At 71.8% G+C, this 15256-nt stretch carries 12 protein-coding genes; 5 read left to right on the plus strand and 7 right to left on the minus strand.

The annotated features are described in order from the left end of the window. The first annotated feature begins 197 nt into the window (after nucleotides 1–197). The 4 genes from IF29_RS0108775 (at nucleotide 198) to IF29_RS0108790 (ending at nucleotide 5969) form a co-directional block, all read left to right on the plus strand. A complete protein-coding gene (locus tag IF29_RS0108775; protein ID WP_030251995.1) occupies nucleotides 198–1463 on the plus strand; it encodes an ABC transporter substrate-binding protein in 1266 nt (421 codons plus the stop codon). Then, nucleotides 1463–2470, plus strand: coding sequence for a carbohydrate ABC transporter permease (locus tag IF29_RS0108780; RefSeq protein ID WP_084713770.1), 1008 nt, complete (start codon nucleotides 1463–1465; stop codon nucleotides 2468–2470). Before IF29_RS0108775 ends, IF29_RS0108780 begins: the two co-directional genes overlap by 1 nt. A gap of 2 nt (nucleotides 2471–2472) precedes the next feature. Then, nucleotides 2473–3372, plus strand: a complete 900-nt coding sequence (locus IF29_RS0108785; RefSeq protein WP_030252000.1) for a carbohydrate ABC transporter permease — start codon at nucleotides 2473–2475, stop codon at nucleotides 3370–3372. Nucleotides 3373–3536: 164 nt separating this feature from the next. Continuing rightward, complete coding sequence (locus IF29_RS0108790; RefSeq protein WP_030252002.1) at nucleotides 3537–5969, plus strand: beta-xylosidase/alpha-l-arabinosidase; 2433 nt, start codon at nucleotides 3537–3539, stop codon at nucleotides 5967–5969. Nucleotides 5970–5985: 16 nt separating this feature from the next. Here the strand turns inward: IF29_RS0108790 and IF29_RS0108795 are convergent, their stop codons facing one another. The 6 genes from IF29_RS0108795 to IF29_RS0108820 all read right to left on the minus strand — a co-directional run bounded on the left by IF29_RS0108795 (nucleotide 5986) and on the right by IF29_RS0108820 (nucleotide 13144). Next, a complete protein-coding gene (locus IF29_RS0108795; RefSeq protein ID WP_084713773.1) occupies nucleotides 5986–7317 on the minus strand; it encodes a class I SAM-dependent methyltransferase in 1332 nt (443 codons plus the stop codon). Nucleotides 7318–7356: 39 nt separating this feature from the next. Further along, nucleotides 7357–8469 carry a baeRF3 domain-containing protein gene (locus IF29_RS0108800; RefSeq protein WP_030252006.1) on the minus strand — a complete coding sequence of 371 codons (1113 nt, stop codon included), beginning with the start codon at nucleotides 8467–8469 and terminating at the stop codon, nucleotides 7357–7359. A 115-nt stretch (nucleotides 8470–8584) separates the two neighbouring features. Then, complete coding sequence (locus IF29_RS0108805; RefSeq protein WP_030252009.1) at nucleotides 8585–9226, minus strand: hypothetical protein; 642 nt, start codon at nucleotides 9224–9226, stop codon at nucleotides 8585–8587. Nucleotides 9227–9345: 119 nt separating this feature from the next. Then, nucleotides 9346–9717, minus strand: coding sequence for an arsenate reductase family protein (locus IF29_RS0108810; protein ID WP_030252011.1), 372 nt, complete (start codon nucleotides 9715–9717; stop codon nucleotides 9346–9348). A gap of 82 nt (nucleotides 9718–9799) precedes the next feature. Then, nucleotides 9800–10555, minus strand: coding sequence for a VOC family protein (locus IF29_RS0108815; protein ID WP_030252014.1), 756 nt, complete (start codon nucleotides 10553–10555; stop codon nucleotides 9800–9802). 738 nt (nucleotides 10556–11293) lie between these two features. Next, nucleotides 11294–13144, minus strand: a complete 1851-nt coding sequence (locus tag IF29_RS0108820) for a glycoside hydrolase family 35 protein (protein ID WP_051725070.1) — start codon at nucleotides 13142–13144, stop codon at nucleotides 11294–11296. A 262-nt stretch (nucleotides 13145–13406) separates the two neighbouring features. Between IF29_RS0108820 and IF29_RS0108825 the strand changes: the two genes are divergently transcribed. Beyond that, nucleotides 13407–14663 (plus strand): hypothetical protein, encoded by a 1257-nt coding sequence (locus IF29_RS0108825; protein ID WP_030252018.1) that lies wholly within the window; start codon nucleotides 13407–13409, stop codon nucleotides 14661–14663. A gap of 62 nt (nucleotides 14664–14725) precedes the next feature. Here IF29_RS0108825 and IF29_RS0108830 read toward each other — a convergent pair whose 3' ends face one another. After that, nucleotides 14726–15235 carry a GNAT family N-acetyltransferase gene (locus IF29_RS0108830; RefSeq protein ID WP_030252021.1) on the minus strand — a complete coding sequence of 170 codons (510 nt, stop codon included), beginning with the start codon at nucleotides 15233–15235 and terminating at the stop codon, nucleotides 14726–14728. Between the last annotated feature and the right edge of the window lie 21 nt (nucleotides 15236–15256).

The following is a 15256-nucleotide window of genomic DNA, read 5'->3' on the forward strand; positions in this document are numbered from 1 at the left end:
GGAGATGCTAGCGGATCGTGACCAAAACGGGAACGAGATCCGAACGGACCTCTCTTGACGTCGATCGCAACCGCCGCTTAAGTTCCCCGTAATCATTCGGAATTTGCTCCGAAACATTCGACACGAAGGTGTGTGTGATGGCGATCAGGTCGAACGGTGCTCGGCAGGGGAGTCGACGGGCTGTCAGAACCACCGCGATGGTGGGGGCGGTCTGTCTCGGTCTGCTGACCGCAGCCTGCGGCTCCGGCTCCGGCTCGGGGTCGAGCTCCGGCGGTGGCACGCTGACCGCGTACGTCTACGGCGACGGCGCCGTGAAGGTCCAGGAAGCGGCGGTCGCCGAGTTCAACAAGACCTCCAAGGTCAAGGTGAAGCTGGTCGAGATCCCCGGAGACTCGTACCAGAACAAGCTCAACGCGGTGATGAGCTCGCCCAACGCTCCGGACCTGCTCTACAACTGGGGCGGCGGCAGCATCAAGCCCTTCGTGGACGCCGGCGAGCTGCTGGACCTGACCCCTTACCTGACCCAGGACTCCTCGTTCAAGAGCTCCTTCCTGCCCTCGGTGCTCGCGGCCGGCGCCATCGACGGCAAGAACTACGGCATACCCATGCGCGGCATGCAGCCGGTGGTGCTCTTCTACAACAAGACCCTGTTCACCCAGAACGGTCTGCAGGCCCCGACCACCTGGGCGGCGCTGCAGACGGCCATCACCACCCTGAAGGCCAAGAACATCACCCCGGTCGCGCTCGGCGGCGCCGACGCCTGGACCGAGCAGATGTGGCTGGAGGAACTGCTGGACCGGATCGCCGGGCCCTCGGTCTTCCAGAAGATCGCCGGCGGCGACTCCTCCGCCTGGGGCGACCCGGCGGTGCTGAAGGCGGCCCAGACCGCGAAGCAGCTGATCGACGACGGCGCCTTCGGCAAGACCTTCACCGCCACCAGCTACACCAACAACGCCGCCCCGACCCTGCTGGGCACCGGCAAGGCCGCGATGCAGCTGATGGGCACCTGGGACTACTCCAACCAGCTGGCCAACCACAAGGAGTTCGCCACCAAGGACGAGGGCTGGGTCAACTTCCCGACCGTCGACGGCGGCACCGGTGACGCGGCCGACGTGGTCGGCAACCCGACCAACTACTGGTCCGTCAACGCGCACACCAAGAACAAGGACGCCGCGGTCGCCTTCCTCAAGGCGATGGCCACCGCCGACTACGCCAACAAGCTGGTCGCCAACGGGGACGTCCCGGCCACCACCTCGGCCAAGGACCTGCTCTCCAGCTCGCCCAACCCGGCGTTCGCGCAGTTCCAGTACGACATGGTGCAGAAGGCCCCGTCCTTCCAGCTGTCCTGGGACCAGGCGCTGCCGGCCAAGCAGGCCACCCAGATGACCACCGAGATCGGCAAGCTCTTCGCCGGCCAGGTCAGCCCCGAGCAGTTCGTCACCGACATGAAGGCGCTCAAGTAATGTCCAGTCAAGCTGAGGCCCGGCCCGCCAGTAAGGACGGCGGGCCGGGCCGGGCCCCGGCCGGTGCCCAGGGCTCCGACGCCCGGGATGACGCCCCGCAGGGCCGCGTCCGCCGCAGTGTGGCCGCCCGGGTCGGGCGCCCCAGCCCCGGCTGGGCCGTGCCCGGCGTGCTGTTCTTCGCGGTCTTCGCGGTGGCCCCCATGGTCTACGCGGTCTACCTCTCCTTCTGCGGCAGCTGGGGCGGCCTGGGCACGCCGCACTTCTCCGGCCTGTCCAACTGGACCCGGCTGTTCCAGGACAGCGACGTCCGCCAGGCGACCGTGATCACGATCGTGCTGACCGTACTGAGCTGGGCCTTCCAGACCCCGGTCGCCCTGCTGCTCGGCGTCTGGGCGGCCGGCCGGGAGAAGAACCGGGCCGTGCTGTCGGCCGTCTTCTTCATCCCGCTGGTGCTGTCCACCACCGCCATCGCACTGCTCTTCAAGGCGATCCTGGACCCCAACTTCGGTCTGGCTACCACCATCGGGCCGTGGCTGGGCTTCCCCGACGGCAACATCATCGGCTCGTCCAACGGCGCGCTGATCGCGGTGGCCTTCGTCGGCGGCTGGCAGTTCATCCCCTTCCACACCCTGATCTACCAGGGCGGGGCGCGGCAGATCCCCGAGGTGCTGTACCAGGCGGCGTCCATCGACGGCTGCGGCCGCTGGCGCCAGTTCTTCCACATCACCCTGCCGCAGCTGCGGCACACGATCACCACCTCCTCGGTGCTGATCATCGTCGGCTCGCTCACCTCCTTCGAGACCGTCTTCCTGCTCACCCAGGGCGGCCCGGGCACCTCCAGCACCACGCTGTCCTACGGGATGTACCGGGAGGCCTTCCAGGGCTTCGACTTCGGCTACGCGAGCGCGCTCGGCACCGCCCTCGTCGTGGTCTCCACACTGCTGTCCCTGCTCATGGTCAAGTTCTCCGGCTTCGGGTCCATGCGCTCCACCCGGGAGGGGATGTGACGATGAGTCAGTCAATCAAGGCCGCCCGGCTCAGGGGCAGCGGGTCCAGGGGCTCCGGGTCCAGGAGCACCGGCCGCAAGGGCCTGCGGATCAAGGGCAACCCGCTGGCCGGCCTCGGCGCCGGAGTCTGGCTGGTCATCGTCCTGGTCCCGCTCTACATCCTGGTGACCACCTCGCTGCGGACCCAGGACGAGGCCCTCGGCGGCAACCCGCTGTCCTGGCCCAAGACGCTGACGCTGAGCAACTACAAGCTGGTGCTCGACAGCGGCTTCTGGGGCTTCCTGGTCAACAACGTGCTGGTGACCGCCTTCACGGTGGCGGCCGTGGTGCTGCTCTGCGTCCCGGTCGCCTACGTGGTGGTGCGCAGCGCCGGCCGCTGGGCCAACTTCGCGTTCCGGATCTTCCTGCTCGGCCTGGCCATCCCGGCGCCGGTCACCATCGTCCCGCTGTACGTGATGATCGGGAAGATGGGCCTGTACGACTCGCTGCCGGCCATCATCCTGCCCACGGCGGCTTTCGCGATGCCGGTCACCCTGCTGATCCTGGTCGGCAGCATGCGCGACATCTCCGAGGAGCTGTACGAGGCGATGGCCCTGGACGGCGCCGGGCAGGCCCGCATCCTGTTGCAGCTGGTCGTCCCGCTGTCCCGGTCCGGGCTCAGCACCGTGGCCGTCTTCACCGCACTGAACGCCTGGAACGGCTTCATCTTCCCGCTGATCCTGACCCAGTCGGACAACGAGAGGGTGCTGACCACCGGGCTCTACACCCTCAGCAGCCAGTACGGCGTCAACATCCCGGCGACGCTGGCGGCCGTGGTGCTGTCCGGCATCCCGATGTTCGTCGCCTACCTGCTCGCCCGCAAGGCGCTGATCAGCGGCCTGATGGGCGTCGGCGGCAAGTGACCGCCCGGGCCTGAGCGCCGCCGTTCCCTTTCCCGGCACTGCCGTTTCCCCGGCACTGCCGTTACCCAGCACCGCCGTTCCCCAGCACCGCCGTTCCCCAGCACCGCCGTTCCCCAGCTCCGCACTGCTCCAGCACTGCATCCCACGAAAGGACGCCTCCTCCGATGGCGACCGAGCACGACCCCAGCCACCCCCACGGCCCCTGGCGGGACCCGTCCCTGCCTGCCGGGACCAGGGTCTCCGACCTGATGGCCCGGATGACCCTGGAGGAGAAGGTCGCCCAGCTCTACGGCGTCTGGGTGGGCGCGGACGCGGAGGGCGGCGGCGTCGCCCCGCACATGCACGACAACCTGGCCGACCCGGTCGACCTGGACAAGCTCATCAGCACCGGGCTGGGGCAGCTGACCCGGCCGTTCGGCACCGCCCCGGTCGACCCGGCGCTGGGCGCCCGCTCGCTGGCCCGGGCCCAGCAGCGGATCGCCGACGCCAACCGCTTCGGCATACCGGCCGTCGCCCACGAGGAGTGCCTGGCCGGCTTCGCCGCCTGGGGCGCCACCATCTACCCGGTGCCGCTGTCCTGGGGAGCGTCCTGGAACCCGGAGCTGGTACGGGAGATGGCCGCCGCGATCGGCAGCGACCTGCGCTCGGTCGGCGTGCACCAGGGGCTCGCGCCGGTCCTGGACGTGGTCCGCGACCTGCGCTGGGGCCGGGTCGAGGAGACCATCGGCGAGGACCCCTACCTGGTGGGCACCGTCGGTGCGGCCTACGTCGCCGGTCTGGAGTCGACCGGGATCGTCGCCACGCTCAAGCACTTCGCCGGCTACTCGGCGTCCAGCGGTGCCCGCAACCTGGCCCCGGTCCGGGCCGGTGCCCGCGAGGTCGCCGACGTCATCCTGCCGCCGTTCGAGCACGCCCTGCGTGACGGCGGTGCCCGCTCGGTGATGCACTCCTACTCCGAGATCGACGGCGTCCCGGCCGCCGCCGACCCCCGACTGCTCACCGAACTCCTGCGCGACACCTGGGGGTTCGAGGGAACCGTGGTCGCCGACTACTTCGGTATCGGCTTCCTGGAGACCCTGCACCGGGTCGCCGCCGACCGGGCCGACGCGGCCCGGCTGGCGCTGACCGCCGGCGTGGACGTCGAGCTGCCCACGGTGCGGGCCTACGGCGAGGAACTGGCCTCCGCGGTCCGCCGCGGCGACGTCGACGAGGCGTCGGTGGACCGGGCGCTGCGCCGGGTGCTGCTGCAGAAGTGCGAGCTGGGGCTGCTGGACCCGGACTGGTCCGCGGAGCCCGCCGCCCTGGTCGGGGTCGACGGCGGTGCCGGGGGCGTCGATGCCGACGTCGATGTCGACCAGGAGCGCGGCAGCGTCGATCTGGACCCGCCGCACAACCGCGACCTGGCCCGCCGGCTGGCCCAGCAGGCCGTGGTCCTGCTGGACAACGCCGCCGGCGTGCTCCCGCTGAACCGCGGGGGGCAGGACGGCATGGGACAGGACGCCGCCGGGCCGGGCCCGGTCGCCGTGGTGGGCCCGCTCGCCGACGAGGCGATGGCGATGATGGGCTGCTACTCCTTCCCCGCCCATGTCGGCGTGCTGCACCCGGGCACCCCGACCGGGGTGGAGGTGCCGACGCTGCTCGAATCGCTCCGCGCCGAGCTGCCCGGTTCCGAGCTGCGCCACGTCCGCGGCTGCGACGTCTCGGCCCCGTCCCGCGAGGGCTTCGCCGAGGCTGTCGCCGCGGCCCGGGAGTCCTCGGTCTGCGTCGCCGTACTGGGCGACCGGGCCGGGCTGTTCGGCCGAGGCACCTCCGGCGAGGGCTGCGACGCCGCCGACCTCACCCTCCCCGGCGTCCAGGGCGAGTTCCTGGACGCACTGCTGGAGACCGGAACCCCGGTCGTGCTGGTGCTGCTGACGGGCCGTCCGTACGCGCTGGGGCGCTGGGCGGACCGGCTCGGTGCCGTGGTCCAGGCGTTCTTCCCGGGCGAGGAGGGCGGAGCGGCGCTCGCCGGAGTGCTCTCCGGCCGGGTCAACCCCTCCGGCCGGCTGCCCATCGGCATCCCGGTCGGCCCTGGCGGCCAGCCGTGGACCTATCTGCAGCCGCCGCTGGGCAACGCAAACGAGGTCAGCAACCTCGACCCCACCCCGCTGTACGCCTTCGGCCACGGCCGCAGCTACACCTCGTTCGAATGGGACGAGGCGGAGGTGACGGCGGGCGCGGTCCCCACCGACGGCGAGGTCGAGATCAGCGTCCGGGTCCGCAACACCGGCCCGCGCGACGGCGCCGAGGTGGTCCAGCTCTACCTGCACGACCCGGTCGCCCAGGTCACCCGCCCGGAGTCGCGGCTGATCGGGTACGCGCGGGTGGAGCTCCCGGTGGGCGAGCAGCGCCGGGTGACCTTCCGGGTGCACGCCGACACCACCTCCTTCACCGGCCGCGACGGCCGACGCGTGGTGGAGCCGGGCCGGCTGGAGTTCCGCTTGGCGGCGTCCAGCGCCGAGTCCGACATCCGCTCCCGCGTCCCGCTCGTCCTCACCGGCCCGGAGCGGCGCGTGGACCACACCCGCGTGCTCACCTGCCCGGCCGTCATCGGCTGAGCGGCCGTGCCGTCGGTCAGCCGATGACCATCCTGGTGTGCGGCCGGTCGACGATCCGGCCGGGTGCGAGGCGCTGGTCAGGCGTGCCCGCACGGTAGGCGCGGACCGTGGGTTCCGGGCCGTCGCGCAGGTGCCGGTCCCAGTGCCGGACCTGGTCCGCGACCGACGTGGCGAGGGGCTCGCGGTGCGGGCCGTGCGCCCACACGCCCAGCTCGAAGCCGGCCGGGTGGTCCGGCCGGCGGCGGAGCACGAGGTAGGCCAGAGTGTCCCGGTCCCAGCCGGCCGGACTCCCGAACGGGGGCGTCCAGCCGAGCGGACCGGGACCGGCCTCCAACGTCGGGCCGACATTGACGAAGCGTCCGTACACGTCCATCGTCACCGCCAGCCAGAACTCTAGGTGCAGCAGGACCCGGCCGCCGTCGCCCGGCACGGTGGTCCCGGTCCACACCTGGTACGCCGGGGCGGAGAGGGCCGCCATGAGCGCGGCCGGGTCGGCGGGCTGGTCGTCGTCGATGCGCAGCCGTGCCCCGTCGGAGCCGCCGGGCCTGTCGGAGCCGCCCGGCCCGTGGGATCCCGGGAGCAGCGTGAGGGTGCGCTGCGGCCGGGCGCCGTCGCCGCGGATGGGCACGAAGCCGCTGGGGAGCTGCTCGACCGCGATCCAGTGGTCGTTGGGGTCCCCGAGGTCCCCGAGGTCCCCGAGGTCCCCGAGGTCCCCGGGGTCCCGGTGGTCCCTGAGGTCGTCGTGGTCGCCCTCGGGTGCGAAGGCGAAGGTGCGGGAGATCCCGCGCAGGGTCAGCGGGACCACCAGCCGCCCGGTACCCGGGCGCAGCTGGTCCAGCCAGGCGGCGGCGATGTCACCGGCCTGGGCGGTCACCTCGATCGCGTCGAAGGGGGCCGATCCGGGGGCGCCGTACTCCCCGTCGCCCAGGACCGTGACCACGTTGTCCGCCCCGGCCGCCGCCAGACCGCGGCGGGCCCCGGCTGCGAAGTCGGGGTCGATCTCGACGGTGACGACCTGCCCTTCCGGACCCACCAGCCGGGACAGATAGCCGGCGTTGACACCGGTGGCGGTACCGATCTCCAGGACCCGGTGGCCCGCCCGGGCGCGGGTCATCCGCAGCATCTCGGCGACCAGGCCGGGCGCGGACGCCGAACTGAGCGCCCTGCCGCTGCCGTCCCGCTTGGTCACCACCACGTCGTCGGCGTAGAGCTGCTCCAACGGCACGCCCGGCAGGAAGAGTTCACGCGGCAGCCCCCGCATCGCCGCCTCGATCGCGGCGGTACCGACCGCGCCCTGCGCGACCAGTGCGTCCACCATCCTGTCGCGCAGTGCCTGAGCTGTCGTCACGGGACGATTCTCCCTGCCGGGCGTCGACCCCGCCGAAGGTCAGTAGCGCAGCACGGCGGCCATGTGCTCCATGCGGGTGAGGCTGTCGTCGGGGACGAAGGTGATCTCGGCGCCGGTGTCCAGGGCCCGCTCGATGATCTCGTCGACGATGTCCTCGCGGGCGTCGGGGTGGGTCGGGTCGTCGGCCGGGACCAGGTGCTCGCCGTCGTCCCGGACGGTGGTCCGGTAGTTCTCCTCGACGCTGAGCGAGGCGATCCGGCCCTGGGTGACGTTCTGCCACACCTCGTCGAGCCCTGCGGCGAACTCGCGGCGGCTACGTGCCTGGTCCAGGGCGGTGAGCACGTCGGAGACCCGGCGGCGGCGCTGCGCCTCCAGCACCGGGCCGACCGCCTTGAACAGGGCCTGGCCCGGCCCCTTCGCCAGCCCGCCCTGGGTGATGTGGGCGGCCCCGGTGAAGGCCGCCAGCGCGCTGCCGGTGGCGGCCTCCGCCAGCAGCGACAGCGCCGCGGCCTCGCCGACCAGGAACAGCGGGCGGCGGTTCGCGTCCAGCACGGGGGAGGCGGCCTCCCCCGCCTGGCGCAGGAACTGGCGGGTCTGCTCGTCGCGGAAGATGCTCGGCAGGTCGCCGATGCGCTCCTTGCGCTCGGAGTCCGGGTCCTCCAGGCTGCGCGTCAGGGGGAACCCGTCGGTGTGGTGCTCGGTCAGCCGGTCCAGCACCCCGCTCCAGAGCGAGACGTGGTCCGCGGCCACCGCCAGCACCCAGTAGGGCTGCTCGGCGATGTGGGCGGAGACCAGATTGCGGGTCACGAAGGTGTCGGCGAGGACCACCCGGGCCGGCACCGGCCGTCCGAGGCTCCAGACCTGGTGCTCGCCGGGGGCGGCGAACAGCACCAGACCGTCCTTGGCGTGCACCAGGTCCACCTCGGCCACGGCGCGGTCCAGCTGCTCCAGCACGTCGATCCGGTCGGCCCTGGAGACGTCCGGGTCGCTCGCGACCCGCTCCTTGGCCTCCGCGACCAGGTTGCGCAGCCGTACCGGGTCCTGGGTGTTGTCCGGCTCGCGGCGGTGGGTGGGCACCAGGACGGACACCGCGGGGTAGCGGCGCGGCCGGCGCAGCTCGGCAAGGACGGAGGCGTTGAGGACGGGATCCATACGGGCTCATTCCGCAGTGGGTGGCCCTGGGCGCCGATCCTCCCCGACCCGACCCGCGCACAGGCTGACCTCAACCGACCATATGCGGGGACATCGACCTTCGCAGTCCGGCGCCTCAGGCCTGTGGGCCGACCAGGCAGGAGGTGGTGGTGCCGTCGGCGGGGGAGAGGGTCGCGCGGAGCCCGTGGTCCCGGGCGACGGCGGTCGGCAACGGAAGCTCGCCGACCTCGGCGGGGAGCTGCAGGCGCTGGCGGTGGGCGACCCCGGCGGACACCGACTCGACGGTCAGCTCGCCCTTCAGGGCCGTCATCGCGGTCCAGGTGGTGGCACCGCCGGCGTCGACCCGGTACTCGAGGGCGCAGACCGGGGGAACCGGCGCCCCCGGCGGAGGGGGCCAGGGCGCCCCGGGCGGCGGCAGCGGAGGCATCAGCGGGCGGGACGCGCCGGCGGATGCGTTCGGAACGGTTGACGTAGGGGCCGTCGACACGCCCGACGACACGCCCGGCGAGGTGGAGGCGGCAGGGGCGAGTTCGCCGACCGGACGGGCCGAGGCCGGGTTTGTCGGTGTGCCCGTCGGCCCGTCGGCCGCCACCGTGCCGTCGGCGTTCGCCTTGTTCTGGGACGGCGTGGCCGTCGTCACCAGTATCAGCAGCGGCACGCAGAACATGAGCAGAACCGCCACGCCGATCGCCACATGGCCGCGCGACCGACGCCGCGGTGGTTCCCGGAACGGCTCGGACGAACTGGTGAACGCCATGGTGGTGCTCCCGCCGAGTCATATGCCTTTGCGTCAGATTGGCATCCCTGGGGGGTTGTTGATGCCAAGTTGCCGGAATGTGATGGCAGCGGGGGAGAGTACTGGGCAGTACTGCCGGACTACTGGCCGGGCAGGACGCTGCGCACGGCCTCGTCGGTACGGGCGACGACTGCGTGGCCGTCGTCTGCGGTGATGATCGGACGCTGGATCAGGACGGGGTGCTCGGCTAGCGCGGCGACCCACCTGCCGCGGGCCTCGTCGGTACGGGGCCAGGCGGTCGGGTCCTTGAGGCCGAGCTCCTTGGCGACCGGTTCGTCGGTCCTCGCGATGTCCCAGGGTTCGAGGCCCAGCCGTTCCAGGACGGTCTCCAGTTCGTCCGCCGTGGGCGGGTCCTCCAGGTACCGGCGCACCGTGTACTGGGCCCCGGCCTCGTCCAGGGTGTGCAGGGCGCCCCGGCATTTGCCGCAGCGGGGATTGATCCAGATCTCCATGGCAGCTGATCCTACGCACAGCCCGGCGCGGCCGACCAGGACGTGCCGGCTCAGGGGCTTATGGGCTTATGGGCTCAGGGGCTCAGGGGGTGGCGTCCCTTCCCTGCCAGGTCGTCACGCAGATCTCGTTGCCCTCGCTGTCGGCGAGCACCCAGAGGGCGGGGGCCTCGTCCGCGGAGACGAGTCGGCCGCCGGCCGCCAGGGCGGCCTCGATCCGGTGCTGCGCCTCGTCGTGGGGGACGCAGAGGTCGAAGTGGATGCGGTTGCGTTGCGGGCGCGGCTGGTCCATCTGCTGGAACCAGATCGCGGGGCCCTGCCCGACCGGGTCCACCAGGCCGGCGCCGGAGCAGGTCGGTTCCGCCTCGTCGGTGTAGCCCATCACGGCCTGCCAGAACGGCCTGATGGCGGGAATGTCGAGCGCGTCGATCGCGATCTCCAGCATCTGCACCGAACGGACTGCCCGCGTACCCGTCTCCGCGCCCGTTTCCGTGCCCGCCGCTGCACCGGTCTCCGTGGCGAGCTCGGGCTCTGTGCGCAGCCCGGCCGCACGTACGACTGCGGAGAGCCGCTCCGCGAGATCGGCGTCGCGCCCGGTCACGGCGGCCTGGGCCAGCGACTGCAGCGTGAGCACGACCCGCCCCGGGCGGATGTCGACATGCAGGTGTCCGTCGGCGTCGTCCCCGCACGCGCTGACCGCGCTCGCCGCGACCTCGACCGCCTGCGCCAGCGACCGCACCGGCACCGACGCGCACAGGGCACCCAGCAGCAGCCGCCACCCCTGGGCTCCGACCGCGTCCGAGGCCTGCTTACGACTCAGCTTCTGATCCAAGATGTCCATGGGTGCATCCTGGCAGCTGGGACTGACAGCCGGTGGGGGAGGCGGGGCGCCGTAGTCGGTGTGGTGGGGTTCGTCTGGCGGCCGAGCCCCCGTCCCGACGCCGTATCTGACGTGCGTGTTCGCTCCCGCTGACTGTGCGTCGCCTCCGTGGGGCACGACGGTCGGTCCCGGGCTGGGGTGGCTCGCTGTCGCTCGCGGCCAACTGCGAGGAGGGGGAGGGTGGTGGGGCGGGCGTTGCCGGGCGGCGGGTCGGTGCCCTTCCGGGCGGGGGTCTGGAGAAACGTTCCTGTGTGGCGTCTTCCGCTGAACCGGGGTCACTTTTGGTACGTCGGGTCATTCTTGGTACGAGCATGTGCGGATGAATCGGGCATATCGGCAAGATCAAGTGACACCTTGTCCCGAAAGTGACCCCGGTTTGCCCGATCACCCGGGTTTTGGGGTCACTCGACCTGCATCGGGGTCACTCGTCGACACTTTATGACCGATATGTCCGAATTCAGTGAGCCCAACGTAGGTCGAGTGACCCCAGAACGGCCCAGAGCGGCCCGGAACGGCGCACGCGCCCCAGCCCCGCGCCCTCGCCGCACGCTCTGCGCCGGGCCCCAGCACCCCCCGCCCTTGTCGCGCGGCGAAGCCGCTTCTTTCCGGGCGTGAGCCCGGGAGACGGCGGCCGACTCGCGTCACCACACGCTGCCGTTGCAGGCGTGGGGCGTTTCCACCGCCCGCCGTGTCGCGTCGTCACCACTGGGGGATCGGTGTGCTGTCGGTTGCTCCCAGGCGTGGGGTGTCCGTCAGTTCCAGGTGTGCTCCCGGTTGGTGCAGTTCCAGGACGATGAGCTCATTGGTTCCGGGCCGCCAGAGCGGGGCCGGGGCGTAAAGGGTCTCCTGCGGGCCTTCGGCCCAGTAGCGGCCCAGGGCGAAGCCGTTGAGCCAGACCATGCCCTTGGTCCAGCCGGGCAGGGCGAGGAAGCCGTCGGCCGGGGTGTCGATGTCCAGGTGGAGGCGGTGGAAGGTGGGGCCGGTGGTCGGCGAAGCCGGGGAGACCTGTGGGGTCGGGAACTCCAGCGGGGTGAGGTCGGCCAGCGGTAGGGGGCGGATCTCCCAGTCGAACTGGTACTGGTTGTCCAGCCGTACGCCGCCGCTGATGCCCTTGCGGTCGGTGGTCAGCAGTGGGCCGTAGTTGATCCGTCCCTGGTTCTCGACCAGTAGTTCCAGCACGGCACCCTGCTCCGGTACGGCGATGGTGAGGGTCTGGTTCGGGCGGTCGCGGTGCAGGACGCCGAGTTCGGCGCCGTCCAGGAAGACCTGGGCGCGGTCGGCGAGGCCGTCGACGGAGAGTTGCGCCTGCGGCAGCGGTCCGCGCAGTCGGGTGCGGTAGTGGATCAGGCCCAGTGACTGGCCCAGCGTCTCCATGGGCTCGGGCTCCGCACGGTGGTGCGCCTTGGCGAGCAGGTCGAGGGAGTCGCGGAGGGCGGTGACGGCTTCCGGACGGATCTGTCTCGGCGTCAGTCTTTGTGACAGAGAGGGAAGTTGGTGTGGGTTGGGGCCCAGGTGGCGGGCGATGACCTCGCGGAAGCGGTGGAACTTCTCGGTGAGCTCGCCGGCCTCGCCGACCGGGGCGCCGTAGTCGTAGCTGGTGACGGTGGGCTGGTAGACGGTTCCGGTGTGGTTGGCGCCGTTGTACCAGCCGAAGTTGGTTCCGCCGTGGCCCATGTAGATGTTGACCGAGGCGCCCGCGGTCAGCAGCGTGTCGAGGACCTGGGCCGCCTCCTCGGCGTCGCGGGTGTGGTGCGGCTCGCCCCAGTGGTCGAACCAGCCGTGCCAGTACTCGGAGACGAACAGCGGGCCCTCGGGCTGGTGCCGGCGCAGCGTGGCAAGTGCGGCCTCCGGGCGGGAGCCGAAGGTGGCGCTGGAGAGCACACCGGGGATCGTGCCGCCGAGTTGGAAGTTGTCGCCGGCGCCGTCTGCGGTGAAGAGCAGGCAGTCGGTGGCGCCGCGCCGCAGGAGTCCCTGGCGCAGGTACTCCAGGTGCGCGGTCTCGTTGCCGAAGCTGCCGTACTCGTTCTCGACCTGGAGGGCCACGACCGGGCCTCCGCGCCCGGCCTGAAGCGGCGTCAGGACCGGGAGCAGGACGTCGAACCAGGCGTCCACCGCCGCCAGGTAGCGGAGTTCGTTGCGGCGCAGGCGCAGCAGGGGGTCGGCCAGCAGCCAGCCGGGCAGTCCGCCGAACTCCCACTCCGCGCAGATGAACGGGCCGGGGCGGACGATGACGTCCAGGCCGAGGTCGGCGGCAACGGTGATGAAGGCGGCCACGTCCTGCGGGCCGTCGAAGTCGAAGACGCCCGGCTCGGGCTCGTGGACGTTCCAGGCGATGTAGGTCTCGACGGTGTTGACGCCCATCGCGCGCAGCCGCAGCAGCCGGTCGTGCCAGAGTTCGGGGCGGACCCGGAAGTAGTGGATCGCGGCGGAGACGATCCGGTGCGGGCGGCCGTTGCGGAGGAAGGAGTCCGCGACGACGGTCAGTCCGGACGCGGCGTCGGGGGTGGGGGGTCGTGGGGATCGCGGGGGCGGGGTGGGACGGTTGGGCATGGCGCTCTCCGGGGGCAGGGGAGTGGCGGAGCGCTCGGTGGCCCGGGTGCCTGGAAAGCGCTTTCCAAAGCTGAAGGGTATGGGCCCTGCCCGGGTGGGTCAAGCATGGTCCGGTCGGGTCCACGCGTTCGGTCGGGGGCGCTCGAAGGGGTGATCCTCGGCGGCCGGGTGGCGCAAGGTGCGGTGTCGGTCCCCAGGTCGGGGCCCTGATGCGTGTTGCTGGGTGGGTCCCCGGTTCGCTCCCCGTCGACCAGGAGTCCCCGTGCGTTCCAGCAGAGTCGTCACCGCGGCCTCGGCCGCGGTCCTCATGGCCGGGCTCGCCTGGCCGTCCGCCCAGGCCGCCGGTGTCGTGACCGTGCGTCAGGCCCAGATCGACAAGGGCAGCCCGTGGGCGGTGACCCCGGACAGCAACGGTGTCGCGGCCATCGGCACGTTGGCGGACCCGGACTTCAGCGACGGCAGCGCCCGGCTGAAGATCGGCCCCGGACAGCGCGCCCAGCTCGGACACGTCCTCAACGGCAAGCTCAGCACCGTCTCCATGCAGCCGATGAGCTACGACCTGTATGTCAACGGCAGCGATTCGACCGCCAGTGCGGTTCCCTTCGGCGCCAATCTGCAACTGGTGATCACCGCACCGACCTTCACCACACTCAGCTTCCAACCCCAGCTCAACGGAGGGGTGACGGCCGGCAGTTGGCACGAGTTCATGCAGCGCTCGACCTCCAAGTGGCGCACCTCGCGGGCGTTCGGCACCTTCGCGGCGGGCAGCGACGCCACCTTGAAGCAGTTCCTCGCGGCAGCGGGCGGCGAGGCCACCGTCGCCGGGGTGATCCTGAACGTCGGAGCGCTGGGGGACGCCTCCGCGTCCTTGGACACCTATGTCGACGACGTCCGGGTGGGCGGCAGCAGGTTCAACTTCGCGACGTCCCCCGCCAGGGAGGCGCCCGTGCGGGCGCCGGCCCGGGCCGAGCCGGGCGGGAGCTTCCCGGCCGAGCTGACCTTCATCAGCCCCAGCGGCGGCGTCCGCATCCCGAACGCCACGGCCAGGGTCACCTTCAGCGGGGTGTCCAACCTGAGCGCGGATACGGTCACGGTGACGCCGACCGGCGCCTCGGTGCGCAGCCTGCGCTCCGGGGGACAGCGGGCCGGCAGTTCCTACACCACGGAGGTCCCGGTCGCGGGCGGAGCGCTGCAGTCGGGCGGGTCGACCACGGCCTCGTTCACGGTGCGGCTCGCTCCGAGCGTCGGCCGCGGACATCTGGTCGTCACCGGTGAGCTGCTCAACGACGGCACTGCGACCGGGGTCACCGCACAGGCCACGGTCGAACTGCCGACACCGTCATCGGACGACGAGACGGAGCCCGGCGAGCACATCAGGCAGGCCGCGCACCGCGCGCAGATGGCGGACACCGGGAGTTCGCAGCGGTTGACCCCGCTGGCCGGTGCCGCGGCGGGGCTGACGGTCGTCGGTACCGCCCTGGCCCTGGTGGCCCGTCGGCGGCGGCGTCGGAGCCAGTGACCTCCGGGGCCGGCTGACGGCGGTTCAATCGGTGGACGGTAGTTCAATCGGTTGACGGCGGTTCAGTTGACGGCGGGGCTTCGTCGCTCGACCAGGACGACGTCCCGCCAGCGGCCGTGCTGGCGGCCGACGCGCTCGCGGGTGCCGACCACCCGGAAGCCGGCGCGCCGGTGCAGGGCGAGGCTGGCGGTGTTCTCCGGGAAGATGCCGGACTGGACCGTCCAGATGCCCGCGGCCTCGGTGGAGCGGACCAGCGCATCCAGCAGCGCGGCGCCCACGCCCCGGCCCCGGGCGTCCGGGTGCACGTAGACCGAGTGCTCGACCACCCCGGCGTAGGCGGAGCGCTCCGAGACCGCGGAGACCGCGGCCCAGCCGAGCACCCGTCCGTCCGGGTCCAGAGCGACCAGGCGGTGCGCCGGGAGCTTGGCCTTGTCGAAAACCTCCCAACCGGGGGCGGTGGTCTCGAAGGTGGCATTGCCCTCGTCGATCCCGAGTTGATAGATCGCCAGAACCTCGTCGGCATGCTCGCTGCCCAGTTCGGCGATCCGAACTGCCGTCCTGTCGCTTGTCATCGGCGCTCTCCCTGTGCGGAT

This window comes from Streptacidiphilus jeojiense, from assembly GCF_000719095.1.
Lineage (GTDB): Bacteria > Actinomycetota > Actinomycetes > Streptomycetales > Streptomycetaceae > Streptacidiphilus > Streptacidiphilus jeojiensis.

Bases quoted from the DNA above. Each gene is read 5' to 3' on its own strand.
- IF29_RS0108800 (WP_030252006.1), bottom strand. From the start codon at position 8,469: ATGGATCCCGTCCTCAACGCCTCCGTCCTTGCCGAGCTGCGCCGGCCG.
- IF29_RS0108830 (WP_030252021.1), bottom strand. From the start codon at position 15,235: ATGACAAGCGACAGGACGGCAGTTCGGATCGCCGAACTGGGCAGCGAG.
- IF29_RS0108785 (WP_030252000.1), top strand. From the start codon at position 2,473: ATGAGTCAGTCAATCAAGGCCGCCCGGCTCAGGGGCAGCGGGTCCAGG.
- IF29_RS0108790 (WP_030252002.1), top strand. From the start codon at position 3,537: ATGGCGACCGAGCACGACCCCAGCCACCCCCACGGCCCCTGGCGGGAC.
- IF29_RS0108820 (WP_051725070.1), bottom strand. From the start codon at position 13,144: ATGCCCAACCGTCCCACCCCGCCCCCGCGATCCCCACGACCCCCCACC.
- IF29_RS0108775 (WP_030251995.1), top strand. From the start codon at position 198: ATGGTGGGGGCGGTCTGTCTCGGTCTGCTGACCGCAGCCTGCGGCTCC.
- IF29_RS0108815 (WP_030252014.1), bottom strand. From the start codon at position 10,555: ATGGACATCTTGGATCAGAAGCTGAGTCGTAAGCAGGCCTCGGACGCG.
- IF29_RS0108805 (WP_030252009.1), bottom strand. From the start codon at position 9,226: ATGGCGTTCACCAGTTCGTCCGAGCCGTTCCGGGAACCACCGCGGCGT.
- IF29_RS0108780 (WP_084713770.1), top strand. From the start codon at position 1,463: ATGTCCAGTCAAGCTGAGGCCCGGCCCGCCAGTAAGGACGGCGGGCCG.
- IF29_RS0108810 (WP_030252011.1), bottom strand. From the start codon at position 9,717: ATGGAGATCTGGATCAATCCCCGCTGCGGCAAATGCCGGGGCGCCCTG.